This is a genomic window from Pseudomonas beijingensis (assembly GCF_030687295.1).
GTDB lineage: Bacteria > Pseudomonadota > Gammaproteobacteria > Pseudomonadales > Pseudomonadaceae > Aquipseudomonas > Aquipseudomonas beijingensis.
This window is the reverse complement of sequence record NZ_CP117425.1, coordinates 5,836,058-5,853,524: the sequence shown is the minus strand read 5'-3', so window position 1 is coordinate 5,853,524 and position 17,467 is coordinate 5,836,058. Positions and strand designations below refer to the sequence as shown.

Annotated in this window: 15 protein-coding genes; 11 read left to right on the top strand and 4 right to left on the bottom strand. The window is 61.4% G+C overall.

The annotated features are described in order from the left end of the window. The first annotated feature begins 16 nt into the window (after positions 1–16). The 11 genes from bioB (at position 17) to PSH84_RS26005 (ending at position 13,231) form a co-directional block, all read left to right on the top strand. On the top strand, positions 17–1,072 hold the full coding sequence (bioB, locus tag PSH84_RS26055) for a biotin synthase BioB (protein WP_014340550.1): 1,056 nt from the start codon (positions 17–19) through the stop codon (positions 1,070–1,072). 179 nt (positions 1,073–1,251) lie between these two features. Then, on the top strand, positions 1,252–2,430 hold the full coding sequence (bioF, locus tag PSH84_RS26050; RefSeq protein WP_305481988.1) for an 8-amino-7-oxononanoate synthase: 1,179 nt from the start codon (positions 1,252–1,254) through the stop codon (positions 2,428–2,430). Then, positions 2,423–3,154 (top strand): alpha/beta fold hydrolase, encoded by a 732-nt coding sequence (locus PSH84_RS26045; protein WP_122566659.1) that lies wholly within the window; start codon positions 2,423–2,425, stop codon positions 3,152–3,154. The genes bioF and PSH84_RS26045 overlap by 8 nt, the downstream gene beginning before the upstream one ends. Beyond that, entirely contained in the window at positions 3,147–3,959 is an 813-nt protein-coding gene (bioC, locus tag PSH84_RS26040) for a malonyl-ACP O-methyltransferase BioC (protein ID WP_305481987.1), read from the top strand. The genes PSH84_RS26045 and bioC overlap by 8 nt, the downstream gene beginning before the upstream one ends. Then, positions 3,956–4,636, top strand: coding sequence for a dethiobiotin synthase (gene bioD, locus PSH84_RS26035; protein WP_305481986.1), 681 nt, complete (start codon positions 3,956–3,958; stop codon positions 4,634–4,636). Before bioC ends, bioD begins: the two co-directional genes overlap by 4 nt. A 119-nt stretch (positions 4,637–4,755) precedes the next feature. Further along, positions 4,756–5,052 carry a pyrroloquinoline quinone biosynthesis protein PqqE gene (locus PSH84_RS26030; RefSeq protein ID WP_122566662.1) on the top strand — a complete coding sequence of 99 codons (297 nt, stop codon included), beginning with the start codon at positions 4,756–4,758 and terminating at the stop codon, positions 5,050–5,052. Between the two features lie 277 nt (positions 5,053–5,329). Further along, complete coding sequence (locus tag PSH84_RS26025; protein WP_305468691.1) at positions 5,330–7,135, top strand: phenylacyl-CoA dehydrogenase; 1,806 nt, start codon at positions 5,330–5,332, stop codon at positions 7,133–7,135. Positions 7,136–7,511: 376 nt separating this feature from the next. Then, positions 7,512–8,801 (top strand): GGDEF domain-containing protein, encoded by a 1,290-nt coding sequence (locus PSH84_RS26020; RefSeq protein WP_060740334.1) that lies wholly within the window; start codon positions 7,512–7,514, stop codon positions 8,799–8,801. 91 nt (positions 8,802–8,892) lie between these two features. Next, positions 8,893–10,689, top strand: coding sequence for an acyl-CoA dehydrogenase C-terminal domain-containing protein (locus PSH84_RS26015; protein ID WP_305481984.1), 1,797 nt, complete (start codon positions 8,893–8,895; stop codon positions 10,687–10,689). A gap of 259 nt (positions 10,690–10,948) precedes the next feature. Then, positions 10,949–12,727: an acyl-CoA dehydrogenase C-terminal domain-containing protein gene (locus PSH84_RS26010; RefSeq protein WP_122566664.1), complete on the top strand. Its 1,779-nt coding sequence runs from the start codon at positions 10,949–10,951 to the stop codon at positions 12,725–12,727. Positions 12,728–13,072: 345 nt separating this feature from the next. Beyond that, a complete protein-coding gene (locus PSH84_RS26005) occupies positions 13,073–13,231 on the top strand; it encodes a YqaE/Pmp3 family membrane protein (protein WP_038436734.1) in 159 nt (52 codons plus the stop codon). 127 nt (positions 13,232–13,358) lie between these two features. Here PSH84_RS26005 and PSH84_RS26000 read toward each other — a convergent pair whose 3' ends face one another. Genes PSH84_RS26000 through pqqC form a run of 4 tightly spaced genes read right to left on the bottom strand, consistent with a single transcriptional unit; the run spans position 13,359 to position 17,319 of the window. Next, positions 13,359–15,188 carry an alpha/beta hydrolase family protein gene (locus PSH84_RS26000; RefSeq protein ID WP_305468688.1) on the bottom strand — a complete coding sequence of 610 codons (1,830 nt, stop codon included), beginning with the start codon at positions 15,186–15,188 and terminating at the stop codon, positions 13,359–13,361. Next, positions 15,154–16,323: a pyrroloquinoline quinone biosynthesis protein PqqE gene (gene pqqE, locus PSH84_RS25995; RefSeq protein ID WP_305468687.1), complete on the bottom strand. Its 1,170-nt coding sequence runs from the start codon at positions 16,321–16,323 to the stop codon at positions 15,154–15,156. The genes PSH84_RS26000 and pqqE overlap by 35 nt, the downstream gene beginning before the upstream one ends. After that, complete coding sequence (gene pqqD, locus PSH84_RS25990; protein ID WP_122566667.1) at positions 16,295–16,570, bottom strand: pyrroloquinoline quinone biosynthesis peptide chaperone PqqD; 276 nt, start codon at positions 16,568–16,570, stop codon at positions 16,295–16,297. The genes pqqE and pqqD overlap by 29 nt, the downstream gene beginning before the upstream one ends. Continuing rightward, entirely contained in the window at positions 16,567–17,319 is a 753-nt protein-coding gene (gene pqqC / locus PSH84_RS25985; protein WP_305468686.1) for a pyrroloquinoline-quinone synthase PqqC, read from the bottom strand. Before pqqC ends, pqqD begins: the two co-directional genes overlap by 4 nt. Between the last annotated feature and the right edge of the window lie 148 nt (positions 17,320–17,467).

Here is a 17,467-nt window from a genome sequence, read left to right as displayed (position 1 = left end):
AATCAAGGAAATGCCCATGAGCGCCAGCACCACTGCCAACCTGCGTCATGACTGGTCTTTGGCCGAAGTCAAAGCACTCTTTGTCCAGCCATTCAATGACCTGTTGTTCCAGGCGCAGACCGTGCACCGCGCGCACTTCGACGCCAACCGCGTCCAGGTTTCCACGTTGCTGTCGATCAAGACCGGCGCTTGCCCGGAAGATTGCAAATATTGTCCGCAGTCCGGTCACTACAACACCGGCCTGGATAAAGAGAAATTGCTCGAAGTGCAGAAGGTCCTCGAAGAGGCTGCGCGGGCCAAGGCCATCGGTTCGACCCGTTTCTGCATGGGCGCGGCCTGGAAGCATCCGTCGGCCAAGGACATGCCGTATGTGCTGGAAATGGTCAAAGGCGTGAAGGCCATGGGCCTTGAAACCTGCATGACCCTGGGCCGCCTCGACCAGGAACAGACCGAAGCACTGGCCCAGGCCGGCCTGGACTACTACAACCACAACCTCGATACCTCGCCGGAGTTCTACGGCAGCATCATCACCACCCGTACCTACAGCGAGCGCTTGCAAACCCTGGCCTATGTACGGGATTCGGGGATGAAAATCTGCTCCGGCGGCATCCTGGGCATGGGCGAGTCCCTGGACGACCGCGCCAACCTGCTGATCCAGCTGGCGAACCTGCCGGAGCACCCGGAATCGGTGCCGATCAACATGCTGGTCAAAGTCGCCGGCACGCCGCTGGAGAATGCCGAAGACATCGATCCGTTCGATTTCATCCGCATGCTCGCCGTGGCCCGGATCATGATGCCCCAGTCCCATGTGCGCCTGTCCGCTGGCCGTGAAGCGATGAACGAGCAGATGCAAGCCTTGGCATTTTTTGCCGGCGCCAACTCGATTTTCTACGGCGACAAGCTGTTGACCACCGCCAACCCGCAAGCCGACAAGGACATGCAATTGTTCGCACGCCTGGGCATCCAGCCTGAAGCCCGTGAAGAACATGCCGACGAAGTGCACCAGGCGGCGATTGAACAGGCGCTGGTGGAGCAGAAGAGCAGCGAGCAGTTCTATAACGCCGCTGTTTGAGTTGACGCAAAACCCAGTGTGGGAGCGGGCTTTGTGGGAGCCAAGCTTGCTCGCGATGAACGATAACGCGGTCTTGCCATAGACCGTGGAGCCCTCATCGCGAGCAAGCTCGGCTCCCACAAAAGCCCTCCCACAGGGATCTCACCCGTCTTAAATAAGTGGTTCGCCCCGAGGCCTGCATGCCCTTCGATCTCGCCGCACGCCTGGCTGCCCGTCGTGCCGACAACCTCTACCGCCAGCGCCCGCTGCTCGAAAGCCCCCAGGGCCCGGAAGTGGTGGTGGACGGCCAGCCGCTGCTGGCGTTCTGCAACAACGATTACCTGGGCCTGGCCAGTCACCCGCAAGTGATCGAGGCCTGGCGCGCCGGCGCGGCGCGTTGGGGTGTCGGGGGTGGCGCTTCCCATTTGGTGATCGGCCACAGCGGTCCGCATCACGCGCTGGAAGAGGCCTTGGCCGACTTGACGGGGCGTGCGCGGGCGTTGCTGTTCACCACCGGCTACATGGCCAACCTCGGCGCGGTCACCGCGCTGGTGGGGCAGGGCGACACGGTGCTGGAGGACCGCCTCAATCATGCTTCGCTGCTCGACGCCGGGCTGTTGTCCGGCGCGCGTTTCAACCGATACCTGCACAACGATGCCCAGAGCCTGGCCAGCCGCCTGGAGAAAGCCACTGGTAATACCCTGGTGGTCACCGACGGCGTGTTCAGCATGGACGGCGACATTGCCGACCTGCCGGCCCTGGCCCGCGAAGCCAAGGCCAAGGGCGCCTGGCTGATGGTCGACGATGCCCACGGTTTCGGCCCGCTAGGGGCCAACGGCGGCGGTATCGTCGAGCATTTCGGCTTGAGCCAGGAGGACGTGCCGGTATTGGTGGGCACCTTGGGCAAAGCCTTCGGCACTGCCGGGGCCTTTGTCGCGGGTAGCGAGGAACTGATCGAAAGCCTGATCCAGTTCGCTCGCCCCTACATCTACACCACCAGCCAACCGCCGGCCCTGGCCTGCGCGACGCTCAAGAGCCTTGAACTGCTGCGCAGCGAGCATTGGCGGCGCGAGCACTTGCAGGTGCTGATCCGCCAGTTCCGCCAGGGCGCCGAGCAGATCGGTCTGCAATTGATGGACAGCTTCACACCGATCCAGCCGATCCTGATTGGCGATGCGGGGCGGGCCATGCGCTTGTCGCAGATGTTGCGCGAGCGCGGGCTGATGGTCACGGCGATCCGCCCTCCCACCGTACCGGCTGGCAGCGCTCGTTTGCGCGTGACCCTGACCGCCGCCCACAGCGAGGCCCAGGTGCAGCTATTGTTGAACGCACTGGCTGAGTGTTTTGCCCTGTTGGGACCGGAGCCAAGCCATGCGTGATCGATTGATTTTGCTGCCCGGCTGGGGCTTGGGCGTTTCACCGCTGGAACCGCTGGCGGCGGCCTTGCAAGGGCTCGACGAGCACCTGCGCGTGGAAATCGAACCGTTGCCGGCATTGCTATCGAGCGATCCCGATGAATGGCTCGAAGAATTGGACGCTACCGTGCCCCAGGATGCCTGGCTGGGCGGTTGGTCCCTGGGTGGCATGCTGGCCTCGGCGCTGGCGGCGCGTCGGGGTGAGCGCTGCTGCGGCCTGCTGACCTTGGCGAGCAATCCGTCCTTTGTCGCCCACGAGCAATGGCCGAGCGCGATGGTCGGTGAAACCTTCGATGGCTTTCTTGCCGGGTGCGCTGCCGACCCACGCCAGACCCTCAAGCGTTTCAGTTTGCTGTGTGCCCAAGGCTGTAATGATCCGCGCGGGTTGTCGCGGTTGTTGTTGGCCGGGGCTCCGAGCACTCCGCCCGAAATATTGATGGCCGGGCTCGAACTGCTGGCGCAATTGGACACCCGCGCCGCATTGCAGCGCTTCCGTGGCCCGCAACTGCATCTGTTTGCCGGGCTCGACGCCCTGGTGCCGGCCGAGGCCGCGGGTGATTTGCTGGTCTTGCTGCCGGATGTCGAAATCGGTCTGATCGAACAGGCCGGCCACGGATTTCTTCTGGAGGACCCCCACGGTGTCGCGGGCGCGATCCAGGCTTTTTTGCATGAGTCCGGTGATGACTGATTTGTCTCTTCCCAAATTGCCCGGCGCCTTGCCTGACAAGCGCCAGGTCGCGGCTTCGTTTTCCCGTGCAGCGACCAGTTACGACAGCGTGGCCGAACTGCAACGCGACGTCGGCCAGCAATTGCTAGGCCGCTTGCCGTCCTCATTCATGCCGCAACGTTGGTTGGACCTGGGCTGCGGCACCGGTTATTTCACTCGGGCGCTGGGCGCGCGTTTCGGTGAGACAAACGGATTGGCGTTGGATATCGCCGAAGGCATGCTCAACCATGCGCGTCCCCAGGGTGGCGCCGCGTATTTTGTCGCCGGTGATGCTGAGCGGCTGCCTTTGCAGGCGGCGAGCTGCGACCTGGTGTTCTCTAGCCTGGCGGTGCAATGGTGTGCGGATTTTGCCGCGGTGCTGAGCGAGGCCCTTCGCGTGTTGAAACCGGGTGGGGTGTTGGCCTTTACCAGTCTATGCGTGGGCACTTTGTACGAATTACGCGACAGTTGGCGTCAGGTGGATGGCTTGGTGCACGTCAACCGTTTTCGTGGGTTCGAAACGTATCAGCATCTTTGCGCGGCCAGCGGGCTGAATGTCATCAGTCTTGAAAATTGTCCCCATGTGTTGCATTACCCCGACGTGCGTAGCCTGACCCATGAATTGAAAGCTTTGGGTGCCCATAATCTGAACCCTGGTCGCCCTGGCGGCTTGACGGGCAGGGCACGGATCCTCGCGCTGGTTGAAGCCTATGAGCAGTTTCGTCAGGCCAAGGGGCTGCCGGCGACTTACCAAGTGGTCTACGCCGTTTTGGAGAAACCGCTATGAGCCAGGCCTATTTTATTACCGGCACTGACACTGATGTAGGCAAGACCACCGTCGCGGCAGGCCTGCTGCACGCGGCGCGACAGGCTGGCATGAGCACGGCTGCGGGAAAACCCGTGGCCTCTGGCTGCGACGTGACGCCCAAGGGCCTGCGCAACGCCGATGCCTTGGCACTGCTGGCCGAATGCTCTGTGCCGTTGACTTATGCACAGGTCAATCCAGTGGCGTTCGAACCGGCAATCGCGCCGCACTTGGCCGCCCGGGAGGCCGGCGTTGCCTTGACGGTGCAGTCGCTGCTGGGCCCGATGCGTGAAGTGCTGGCGCTGCGCGCCGATTTCAGCTTGATCGAAGGCGCGGGCGGTTGGCGCGTGCCGCTGTCCGGCCAGGACAATCTTTCCGACCTGGCGATCGCGCTGGGCTTGCCGGTGATCCTGGTGGTGGGCGTGCGCCTGGGCTGCATCAGCCACGCGTTGTTGACCGCCGAGGCGATCGCCCGTGATGGCTTGCAGCTTGCCGGTTGGGTCGCGAACATCATCGACCCGGCCACCTCGCGCCTGGAAGAAAACCTCGCGACTTTGGCCGAGCGACTTCCGGCGCCCTGCCTGGGCCGGGTGGCGCGGATCCAGAGCGTGACGGCCGAAGCCGTGGCCGAACACCTGCAACTGGATCTGCTGGACTGAGACCCCGCCAAGGTTTTGCCTATGACGCGGCACTGTGCCATTAGTGTTTTTGTCGGGCCTTTTCCCGGGGCTTCTGATTCAATGGCCCCTGTCGACCCTTCAAGAAGACGAGCTCTGCCATGGAAATCTCAGGAAACACCGCGTTCTATGCCGGTCTGAGCACGATTCAGACAGGGCAGAACCGCGTCGATCAGGCCTCCAGCCAGATCGCCAACAACACAATCGAGCGTTCGGTCACCAGCCAGTCGTCCGAAGTCCAGGTTGATCGCCTGCGTTCGGTGGATCGTAGCCAGCAGTCGGATCTGGCCAGCAACATGGTCGAAATGGCCCAAGGCAAGTTTCAGGTGCAGTTGGGTGTGAGCGTCGCCAAGGCATCCGACGAAATGCTCGGTACGTTGATCGATACCTTTGCCTGATCCTGTTTTTTCAGATTGACCAAAACGCCGCGATTATTCGCGGCGTTCTTGTCTCTAACGTCTTATTGCTCAACTAATCTTTTCCTACGCACACCGCGGATTCTTCAGCGCGATAGATTTCCTGTGTCCGACATTTTTCTCCGGCTGATGACGAACGGCAAAAGATCGGCGCTTGACAAGATTTGGGCGTAAACGTATGTTTCAAACAACTGTTTGACCGCTACAACAAATCCACGCGGTCGTTCATTCCCGGTTACATCAGCAGAGGTTTATCGCTATGCCTGACTACAAGGCCCCCTTGCGTGATATTCGCTTCGTTCGTGACGAACTGCTTGGCTACGAAGCGCATTATCAGAGCCTTCCGGCTTGCCAGGACGCAACTCCGGACATGGTTGACGCCATTCTCGAAGAAGGCGCTAAGTTTTGTGAGCAGGTGCTGGCTCCGCTGAACCGTGTGGGCGACATCGAAGGTTGCACCTGGAGCGAGTCCGGCGTGAAAACCCCGACCGGTTTCAAGGAAGCCTACAAGCAATTCGTCGAAGGCGGCTGGCCAAGCCTGGCCCACGATGTCGAGCATGGCGGTCAAGGCTTGCCGGAGTCCCTGGGCCTGGCGGTCAGCGAGATGGTCGGTGAAGCCAACTGGTCGTGGGGCATGTACCCGGGCCTGTCCCATGGCGCCATGAACACGATTTCCGAGCACGGCACGCCTGAGCAGCAAGAGGCCTACCTGACCAAGCTGGTTTCCGGCGAATGGACCGGCACCATGTGCCTGACCGAACCGCACTGTGGCACCGACCTGGGCATGCTGCGCACCAAGGCCGAGCCTCAGGCCGACGGTTCCTACAAGGTGTCCGGTACGAAGATCTTCATTTCGGCCGGCGAACACGACATGGCCGACAACATCGTCCACATCGTGCTGGCACGCCTGCCGGACGCACCGGCTGGCACCAAGGGCATTTCGCTGTTCATCGTTCCAAAATTCCTGCCTAACGCCGACGGCTCCATCGGCCAGCGCAACGCGGTGAGCTGTGGTTCCCTGGAACACAAGATGGGCATCCACGGCAATGCCACTTGCGTGATGAACTTCGACGCGGCCACCGGTTACCTGATCGGCCCGGCGAACAAAGGCCTGAACTGCATGTTCACCTTCATGAACACCGCACGCCTGGGCACCGCGCTGCAAGGCCTGGCCCACGCCGAGATCGGCTTCCAGGGCGGCCTGAAATATGCCCGTGATCGCCTGCAAATGCGTTCCCTGACTGGCCCGAAGGCGCCAGACAAGGCCGCCGACCCGATCATCGTGCACCCTGACGTGCGTCGCATGCTGCTGACCATGAAGGCCTTCGCCGAAGGTAACCGGGCGATGGTGTACTTCACCGCCAAGCAGGTCGACATCGTCAAGTACGGCGTGGACGAAGAAGAGAAGAAAAAGGCCGATGCGCTGCTGGCGTTCATGACGCCGATCGCCAAGGCTTTCATGACCGAAGTCGGTTTCGAATCGGCCAACCACGGCGTACAGATCTACGGCGGCCACGGCTTCATCGCCGAGTGGGGCATGGAGCAGAACGTTCGCGACAGCCGCATCTCGATGCTGTACGAAGGCACCACTGGCATTCAGGCCCTCGACCTGCTGGGCCGTAAAGTGCTGATGACCCAGGGCGAGGCGCTCAAGGGCTTCACCAAGATCGTCCACAAGTTCTGCCAGGGCAACGAAGGCAACGAAGCGGTCAAGGAGTTCGTTGAACCCCTGGCTGCGCTGAACAAGGAATGGGGTGAGCTGACCATGAAGGTCGGCATGGCGGCCATGAAAGATCGCGAAGAAGTCGGCGCGGCATCGGTGGACTACCTGATGTACTCCGGTTATGCCTGCCTGGCCTATTTCTGGGCCGACATGGCGCGCCTGGCGGCGGAAAAACTCGCCGCCGGCTCCACCGAAGAAGCCTTCTACACCGCCAAGCTGCAGACCGCGCGCTTCTACTTCCAGCGCATCCTGCCGCGGACCCGTACCCACGTAGCAACCATGCTGTCGGGCGCCAACAACCTGATGGACATGAAAGAGGAAGATTTCGCGCTGGGCTACTAAGCCTTACGCGGCTCTTCACAAGCCGCTGCTTCTTCGGGAGCAGCGGCTTTTTCATGTCTGCCGTAGATCCCACATTGGAATGTTCATAGCCACTAAATCTGTATCCGCCGCAGTTCCTTGTGGGAGCGAGCTTGCTCGCGATGGCGGTGTGTCAGCCCGTGGATGTGGTGACTGAACAACGCTATCGCGAGCAAGCTCGCTCCCACACTGACCAACTGTGATCCTGAAACAATATTCATCCAACCCAACCCTAAGAAAACTGTCCCCTCTGCCGTTACAGCGATGGCAGTGTGACATCTGTCACATCTCGCGTGCCTTACTGCTCCAGTTACAGGCACAATGCCATCTTTTATCAGCCGGGTCGGAGCTTTACCCTTTGCCGCGTTCTTCCGCTGTACGTCTGAGCCATTTCCTACCGTCATTGCTGCTGTTGGTGGCGGGGCTTGCGGCTGCCTACGTCAAGGACCTCAACGTTTTCTTCACCTCGCTGTTCAACGTTCTCCCCACGCTGGTGTTGTTACTGGGCGGAGCGTATTGCGCGGTCTACCGACGTCAACGTGAACTGTTTCTGATGGTCACGGTGTACATCGCCTACTTCCTCCTGGACACCCAGACCGACTTCTATCGCGATAACGGCAAGGTGCGCGAAGACGCAGCGGTGGTATTCCATCTCGTCTGCCTGTTGCTGCCGCTGTTGTTCGGGCTGTTCGCGGCGTGGCAGGAGCGCACCCACCTGTTCCAGGACATGGTGGCGCGGTTCGCGGTGTTGCTGGTCTTTGGCAGTGTGGCGCTGGCCCTGGAGCAGAGTTTCCCCCAGGCCTTGCTGTTGTGGCTCTCGGAGATCCGCTGGCCGGCGTTGCACGGTGCCTGGATGAGCCTGATCCAATTGTCCTACCCGATGTTCGCCGCCGCATTCCTGCTGCTGGCCTGGCAATATTGGCGCAATCCCCGGCCACTGCACGCGGCGCAACTGGTGGGTTTGCTCGGTTTGTTCTGGATGCTGCCGAAGACCTTCATCCTGCCGTTCACCCTGAACATCATGTGCAGCCAGGTGATGCTGATGATCGCTGCGGCGGTCGCCCACGAAGCCTATCAAATGGCCTTCCGTGACGAACTCACCGGTCTGCCGGGCCGTCGGGCACTGAACGAACGCATGCAGCGCCTGGGGCGCAACTATGTGTTGGCGATGAGCGATGTGGACCATTTCAAGAAATTCAACGACACCCATGGCCATGACGTGGGTGATCAGGTATTGCGCCTGGTCGCCAGCAAATTGTCGAAGATCGGCGGTGGCGGTAGGGCATATCGCTACGGCGGTGAGGAATTTGCCCTGGTGTTCGCCGGCAAGACCATCGACGAGTGCATGCCCCATCTGGAAGTCATCCGCCAGTCCATCGAGACGTACGCCATCCAGCTGCGCAATCCCGACAGCCGTCCCCAGGACGATCAGCAAGGCCGCCAGCGTCGCTCCGGCGCGGGTGCGTCCAGCGTATCGGTGACGGTCAGCATCGGCGTCGCGGAACGCCTTGAGCAGCGCACTCCCGAAGAAGTGCTCAAATCCGCCGATCAGGCGCTGTACAACGCCAAGGGCGCGGGGCGTAACTGTGTGGTTGCCTTCGGCCAGAACCGCCGCGGCGCGGTGCGCATGGAAGCCGCCGCGGGTTGAGTGATGACGGCGCATTCAGCGTCTGGACTGTGATTGTGGGCCAGGGTGGCCGGCAGTAGGTTGAAACGATCTGCTACCGGAGAAAACCACCATGCCCGAGTACAAAGCCCCCCTGCGCGACATGCGCTTTCTGATTGATCACGTCTTCGATTTCCATGGCCGTTATGCCGAACTGGGCGCCAGCGATGCCAGCCCGGACATGGTCAGCGCGATCCTCGAGGAAGGCGCCAGGTTCTGTGAGAACGTGCTGGCGCCGCTCAATCGTTCCGGTGACGAAGAGGGCTGCCATTTCGACAACGGCATAGTCACTACGCCTACAGGCTTCAAGCAGGCTTTCGCACAGTACGTGGAAGGCGGCTGGCATGGCTTGGCGGCGGACCCGGCGTATGGTGGCCAAGGCTTGCCCAGCTCCCTGGGCCTGGTCATCAGCGAGATGATCGGTTCCAGCAACACGTCCTGGGGCATGTACCCGGGCCTGACTCACGGCGCCATGTCGGCGATTCACGCCCACGGCACGGCGGAACAGAAACAGACCTACCTGAGCAAACTCACCGCCGGCCAGTGGACCGGCACCATGTGCCTGACCGAAGCCCATTGCGGCACCGACCTGGGCATCATCAAGACCCGCGCCGTGCCCCAGGCCGACGGCAGCTACGCGATTTCCGGCAGCAAGATTTTCATTTCCGCCGGCGAACACGACATGAGCGATAACATCATCCACTTGGTGCTGGCCAAGCTGCCGGACGCCCCCGCCGGGACCAAAGGCATCTCGTTGTTCATTGTGCCCAAGTTCCTGCCCGACGCCACGGGTGAGGCCGGGCCACGCAATGGCGTTTCCTGCGGCTCGATCGAACACAAGATGGGCATCAAGGCCTCGGCCACCTGCGTCCTGAATTTCGATGGGGCCAGGGGGTTCCTGATCGGCGAGCCGAACAAGGGCCTCAATTGCATGTTCACCATGATGAACCACGCTAGGCTCGGCACCGGTATGCAGGGTTTGTGCCTGGGGGAAGCGAGCTTCCAGGGGGCGATCAAATACGCCAACGACCGGTTGCAGATGCGCGCGCTGACCGGCCCCAAGGCACCGGAAAAAGCCGCCGACCCGATCATCGTCCATCCCGATGTGCGCCGAATGTTGCTGACCATGAAGGCCTTCAACGAAGGCAACCGGGCACTGACGTATTTCACCGCGCAACTGCTCGATACCGCGCACCTGAGCCCGGACGCAACCGCCCGGCAGGAGGCTGAGGACCTGCTGGCGTTTCTCACTCCGATCTGCAAGGCCTTCATGACCGACACCGGGCTGGAGGTGACCAACCACGGCATGCAAGTGTTCGGCGGCCATGGCTTCATTCGCGAGTGGGGCATGGAGCAGTTGGTGCGCGACTGCCGCATTGCGCCGATCTATGAAGGGACCAACGGCATTCAGGCCTTGGATCTTTTGGGGCGCAAGGTGCTGGGTAGTCAGGGCAAGTTGTTGCGTGGCTTCACCAAAATCGTCCATAAATTTTGCGCTGCCAACGCTGGGCATCCGCAGCTCAAGGATTTCGTCGAGCAACTCGACGGGCTCAACCAGCAATGGGGCGAACTGACCACCCGGGTCGGCATGGCCGCCATGAAGAATCCGGATGAAGTGGGTGCCGCCTCGGTGGACTATCTGATGTACAGCGGCTACATCATCCTGGCCTACCTGTGGTTGCGCATGGCCTTGGTGGCCCAGGCGCAGCTCGACAGTGGCACTGCAGATGGCGATTTTTGCCGGGCCAAATTGGCGACGTGCGAGTTTTACTTCAAGCGTCTGCTGCCGCGTACCGCCGCCCATCGGGCTGCTATCGAGGCGGGGAGCGATTGTCTGATGAAGCTGCCGGCGGAGTTGTTTGCACTCTGACTGATCCGTGGTGAGGGAGCTTGCTCCCGCTGGGCTGCGCAGCAGCCCCTCTTTGTGAGCGCTGCGTACTGGAGCGCCAGCCCGGTCAAGCGGAAGCAAGCTCCCTCGCCACGATAAATATTCAAGCCTTTGTGATGACTAAAAATAACAAAACAGTCATGGGTTGACCCTATGTGTCGCAAAAGTTGTTGAGGTACACTCAGGTCATTGCGAAAACCGTTTCTTACGAACCAATTGTTTAGATCTTGCGAGGTTTGCCATGGCTGACTACAAAGCGCCCCTGCGCGATATGCGCTTCGTCCTCAATGAAGTGTTCGAGGTCGCGAAACTCTGGGCTCAACTGCCGGCGCTGGCCGACACCGTAGACGCTGAAACGGTCGAAGCGATCCTCGAGGAAGCCGGCAAGGTCACCAGCAAAAGCATCGCCCCCCTCAGCCGCGCCGCTGATGAAGAAGGCTGCCACTGGGCCGACGGCGCCGTCACCACGCCAGCAGGTTTCCCACAGGCCTACAAGACTTACGCTGAAGGTGGTTGGGTCGGTGTCGGCGGTGATCCGGTGTACGGCGGCATGGGCATGCCCAAGGCCGTTTCGGCCCAGGTCGAGGAGATGGTCAACTCCGCCAGCCTGTCCTTCGGTCTGTACCCGATGCTGACCGCTGGCGCTTGCCTGTCGATCAACGCCCATGCCAGTGAAGAACTGAAGGCGGCGTACCTGCCGAACATGTACGCCGGCCTCTGGGCCGGTTCCATGTGCCTGACCGAGCCTCACGCCGGTACGGACCTGGGGATCATCCGCACCAAGGCCGAACCCCAGGCCGACGGCTCCTACAAGGTCAGTGGCACGAAGATTTTCATCACCGGTGGCGAGCACGACCTCACCGAGAACATCATTCACCTGGTACTGGCGAAGCTGCCGGACGCGCCGGCAGGCCCCAAGGGTATCTCGCTGTTCCTGGTGCCCAAGTTCATGGTCAATGCCGACGGCAGCCTGGGCGCGCGCAACGCGGCCAACTGCGGGTCGATCGAACACAAGATGGGCATCCAGGCGTCCGCCACCTGCGTGATGAACTTCGACGAAGCCGTGGGTTACCTGGTGGGGGAGCCGAACAAAGGCCTGGCGGCGATGTTCACCATGATGAACTACGAGCGTCTGGGGGTTGGTATCCAGGGCCTGGCCTCTGGCGAGCGTTCCTACCAGAACGCCGTCGAATATGCCCGTGACCGCCTGCAAAGCCGTTCGCCCACTGGTGCGCAGAACAAGGACAAGGTCGCTGACCCGATCATCGTCCACCCCGACGTGCGCCGGATGCTGCTGACCATGAAGGCCTCGAACGAGGGTGGCCGGGCCTTTTCCACCTACGTGGCGATGCAACTGGACACCGCCAAGTTCAGCGAAGACCCGGTCACCCGCAAACGCGCCGAAGACTTGGTGGCGTTGCTGACCCCAGTGGCCAAGGCTTTTCTGACCGACCTGGGCCTGGAAACCACCGTCCATGGCCAACAGGTGTTCGGCGGCCATGGTTACATTCGTGAATGGGGCCAGGAGCAACTGGTGCGTGACGTGCGCATCACCCAGATCTACGAAGGCACCAACGGTATCCAGGCGCTGGACCTGGTAGGGCGCAAGATCGTCGGCAGCGGCGGCGCGTTCTACCGGTTGTTCGCCGATGAAATCCGCCATTTCACTGCCACCGCGAGCAGCGACCTGGAGGAATTCGTCAAGCCGTTGAACAGCGCGGTCGACACGCTGGACGAATTGACCGACTGGCTGCTGGACCGGGCGAAGAACAACCCGAATGAAATCGGCGCGGCGTCGGTGGAGTACCTCCAGGCGTTCGGCTACACCGCGTACGCCTACATGTGGGCGCTGATGGCCCGGGCGGCCTTGGGCAAGGAAAGCCAGGATGATTTCTACGCAAGCAAACTGGGTACGGCGCGGTTCTATTTTGCCCGCCTGCTGCCGCGTATTCATTCCTTGAGCGCATCGGTCAAGGCGGGCAGCGAGTCGCTGTTCCTGCTGGAAGCCAGCCAGTTCTGAAATGATGACGATGTGTAAGCATTTGCTTACACATCGTGCTGGCGTTTTCCCTCTATCGGCAGATTGGATCCAGGGCTAATCTAGCTTCCAAGGACGTAGCGCAGGACGCGCAAAGGCAACAACACGGACACGTAGGATTCTGCCAGGACGGCGGAGTGAAATGGATGTCAGGGAAACAGTCTGCAAAGCCCCGCTTCGGCGGGGTTTTCTTTTGTCTGCGTTTTTTTTCGTGAGTGGATTTGGCCGTTCGGCCGCCAGCCTGATTGTTTTTCACTGAACCCTGACGAGCGGTCGTGGGTCAATGAGCTATATGGCAACGTAGCCATCGCCAATCAGGAGTCATCCATGGATATCATTCGAATCATCATCGCCATTCTGCTGCCGCCGTTGGGGGTATTCCTGCAAGTCGGTTTCGGCGGGGCGTTCTGGCTGAATATCCTGCTGACGCTGTTGGGTTACATCCCGGGCATCGTGCATGCGGTGTATATCATCGCCAAGCGCTGAATTCATCGGTCATGAAATCCTCCTGTGGGAGCGAGCTTGCTCGCGATAGCAATAGTCCAGTCAACATGTCCATAGACTGACACACCGCTATCGCGAGCAAGCGCGCTCCCACAGTTTGCTTGGCTTCCTATAGATCGCCGTCCATCACCTTGCGATAAAACAACCACTCATGCTCCAAAGCATGCGCCTGGTTCGCAGCCTTGCGAAAACCGTGGCGCTCATCCGGATAGTAGTGCGCCTCGACCGCAACGCCGTTGGCCTGTAAGGCACTGACCATGTCGCGGGTTTGCTGCGGTACCACCACGGCGTCCAGCTCACCCTGGAAAAAGATCACCGGCACGCGGATGTTCCCGGCGTGCAGCAGCGGGGTACGGGCGCGGTAGCGTTCAACGTCCTGCTGCGGGTCGCCGATCAGCCAGTCCAGATAATCACCTTCGAACTTGTGCGTGGCCCGGCCGAGGGCGACGGGGTCGCTCACGCCATAGAGGCTGGCGCCGGCCCGGAATACCTCATGGAACGCCAAGGCGCAGAGGGTCGTGTAGCCACCGGCACTGCCACCGCGGATGAACGCATGACGGCCGTCGATCAGGCCTTGTTCATCCAGGTAGGCGACCACCGCACAGGCATCCTCGACATCCACCACGCCCCAGTTCAAATGCAACGCCTGCCGATAGGCCCGGCCATAGCCGCTGCTGCCGCGGTAATTGAGATCGGCAACGGCAAAGCCGCGCTGGGTCCAATACTGGATACGCGGATCGAACAGGGGATAACAGGCTGAGGTGGGGCCGCCATGAATGAACACCACCAATGGCGGTTTCGAGGGTGCATTCATGGCCGGGTAAAAGAACCCGTGGGCCTCACCTGACCCGGAGGGATAGCGCAGGGTCCGAGGACGGCTGATCTGTTCGTCGGGCAATGGCGCGACGCCGCCGGCCAGCACCGCCACTTCATGACTCTGCCGCTCGATGGCAATGACTGCCGCTGGGCGGGTCGGCGAGGCGGCAACGGCGTAGATGAACCGCTCATCCAGCGCCAGGCTGCGAAAGCGGCTATAGGTGCCGGTGAAGTCCTCACCGGCCTGGTCATCGCGACACAGGCCCAGACGCCCGAAACCCGCTTCGGTCCAACTCGCCAGGTAGGTGCGTTCATCCAGCGGCAGCCAGGTACAGCCTCCCAGTTGCCATGGCGCCGGGGCGTGATCGGCTTCGGCGGCGGGCAGTGGTTCCAGGCCTTGAGCCGACTCCCTCCAGGGCTGCCAATAACCACCGCGATCAGTCAGGCAATAAAGGCGACTGGCCGTGTCGAAGCGCGGTTGCTGGATGGACTCTTCTTCACCGTTGCCCGCGACACAGCGCGGCTCTCCCCAGCCCGAAGCATTGCGCTCGGCCAACATCAACCGCGTTGCTGTCCAGGGTTGATGCGGGCGGCTCCACTCAATCCAGGCGAGCCGCTGACCGTCCGGGCTCAGGGTCGGCGAGGCGTAGAAATCGGCGCCTTCGGCCAGCAGATGTCGTTGATGATCCGCCAACCCGATCGACACCAGGCGATGCTGGTTGGCTTGTTCTTCCACCGCCAGTACCTGGCCGTCGGCGAAACCAAGATCCCCGTAGCGGCACTCACCGGAGGTCAGCGCCACGGGGTGTTCGTCGTTCAGGGATTGGTGATACAGCTGCTGGTCGGCCTCATTGACGAACAGCACACCGTCGTGGCTCAGGCAGAATGATCCACCGCCGTATTCATAGACCCGGCTGCGCGCGCTGAACCCGTCCGGCGTCAGGCAGCGGGGCATGGCATCTTGCCAATGCCAGAGCCGACAGGCACCGTCCGCGGGGCGGTATTCATTCCAGAACAAGCCCTGGGGCCCGACCTGCAGTTCGGCGAAGTCGGTGCCGGCGGCAACCGCCTGGGCGGCGCTGAAAGGCTCAGCCTTTAGCGATGAGGCGTGAGTTTCGTTCATTGCGAAAGGCCAACTGTTCAATGGTTTGCGTGGCGTGTTCGGCGTCTTCACGCGCCTTGAGAATCACCCCGTGGTGCTCGGATTTGCTGCACACCGGGTCGGCATTACTGGCGTCCCCCGTGAGCATGAACGCCTGGCAGCGACAGCCGCCGAAGTCCTTTTCCTTTTCATCGCAGGAGCGGCACGGTTCGGGCATCCAGTCATAACCGCGGAAACGGTTGAAGCCGAACGAGTCGTACCAGATATGCTGCATGCTGTGGTCGCGCACATTGGGAAACTGCACCGGCAATTGTCGGGCACCGTGACAGGGCAATGCCGTGCCGTCCGGTGTGACGGTGAGGAAAATGCTGCCCCAGCCGTTCATGCAGCCCTTGGGGCGTTCTTCATAGTAGTCCGGCGTGACAAAGATCAACTTGCACGGATTACCTTCAGCTTCCAGCTTGGCACGGTATTCATTGGTGATGCGCTCGGCACGCACCAATTGTTCCCGGGTGGGCAGCAGGCCGACACGGTTGAGCTGCGCCCAGCCGTAGAACTGGCAGGTGGCGAGTTCGACGAAGTCGGCTTCCAGGGCGATGCACAACTCGATGATGCGGTCGATCTTGTCGATGTTGTGCCGATGGGTCACGAAGTTCAGCACCATCGGATAGCCGTGGGCCTTCACCGCCCGGGCCATTTCCAGTTTCTGCGCGAAGGCTTTCTTCGAGCCGGCCAAGAGGTTGTTCACCTGCTCGTCGCTGGCCTGGAAACTGATCTGGATATGGTCCAGGCCGGCCTTTTTGAAATCGCTGATTTTCTGTTCGGTCAAGCCGATGCCGGAGGTGATCAGGTTGGTATAGAAACCCAGCCTGCGCGCCTCGGCAATCAACTCGGCCAGGTCCTGGCGCACCAACGGCTCGCCACCGGAAAAACCCAACTGCGCGGCGCCCATCTCCCGGGCTTCGCGAAACACCTTGAACCACTGCTCGGTGCTCAGCTCCTTGCCCTGCTCGGCGAAGTCCAGCGGGTTGGAGCAGTACGGGCATTGCAATGGGCAGCGATAGGTCAGTTCGGCCAGCAGCCACAGCGGCAGGCCGACTTCCGGCTTGGGCGGCAGGCCGGTAGTGTCAGGCAAGTTCGATCCAGTGCTGTGCACGGGCGACCTCCATGAATTGCTCGATGTCATCACCGAGTTCAGGCACGTCGGGAAACTGCTTGGCCAACGCGTCGATGATCGCCGCGACATCCCGCTCACCGTCGATCAGGCCACCGATCAGTGCAGCGCTGTCGTTCAACTTGATCATGCCTTCAGGATAGAGCAGCACGTGGCCTTTCTGGGCCGGTTCGTACTGGAAGCGATAGCCGGGGCGCCAGCGCGGGGTTTGGCTGCGGTCGAAACTCATAAGGTAATTCCTTTGTGCCAAACCCGTTGGTCGGTCACGGTGTGATAGGGCGGGCGGTTCAATTCGTAGGCCATGGTCATGGCGTCGAGCATGCTCCAGAGGATGTCCAGCTTGAACTGAAGAATCTCCAACATGCGTTCCTGCCCTGCGCGGGTGGTGTAGTGCTGCAAGGTGATCGCCAAGCCATGCTCCACGTCACGCCGGGCCTGGCCCAGGCGGGTGCGGAAGTATTCATAGCCGGCCGGGTCGATCCATGGGTAATGCTGGGGCCAACTATCCAGGCGCGACTGGTGGATTTGCGGGGCGAACAGTTCGGTCAGCGAGCTGCTGGCGGCTTCCTGCCAGCAGGCCCGGCGGGCGAAGTTGACGTAGGCATCCACCGCAAAACGAACCCCTGGCAGCACCAATTCCTGAGAGCGCAGTTGATCGGGATCCAGGCCCACCGCTTGGCCCAGCCGTAGCCAGGCTTCGATGCCACCGTCTTCGCCGGGTGCGCCGTCATGGTCGAGCAGGCGCTGGATCCACTCGCGACGGATTTCCCGGTCCGGGCAGTTGGCCAGGATCGCGGCGTCCTTGAGCGGGATGTTCACTTGATAGTAGAAACGATTCGCGACCCAGCCCTGGATCTGCTCGCGAGTGGCACGGCCTTCATACATCGCCACGTGGTAGGGGTGATGGATGTGGTAATACGCGCCTTTGGCACGCAGGGCCGCTTCGAACTCGGCGGGGGACAGGGGGGTGTCAGTCATTTCGGTCTCCAGGGAATGCCTGTGGGTTCTGTGGCGTCAGGGTTGGCCTCATCGCGAGCAAGCTCGCTCCCACACGGGTTTTGCTGTGAATCAGGTAGCCAGTACGACTCGGACTACTGTGGGAGCGAGCTTGCTCGCGATAGCGTCC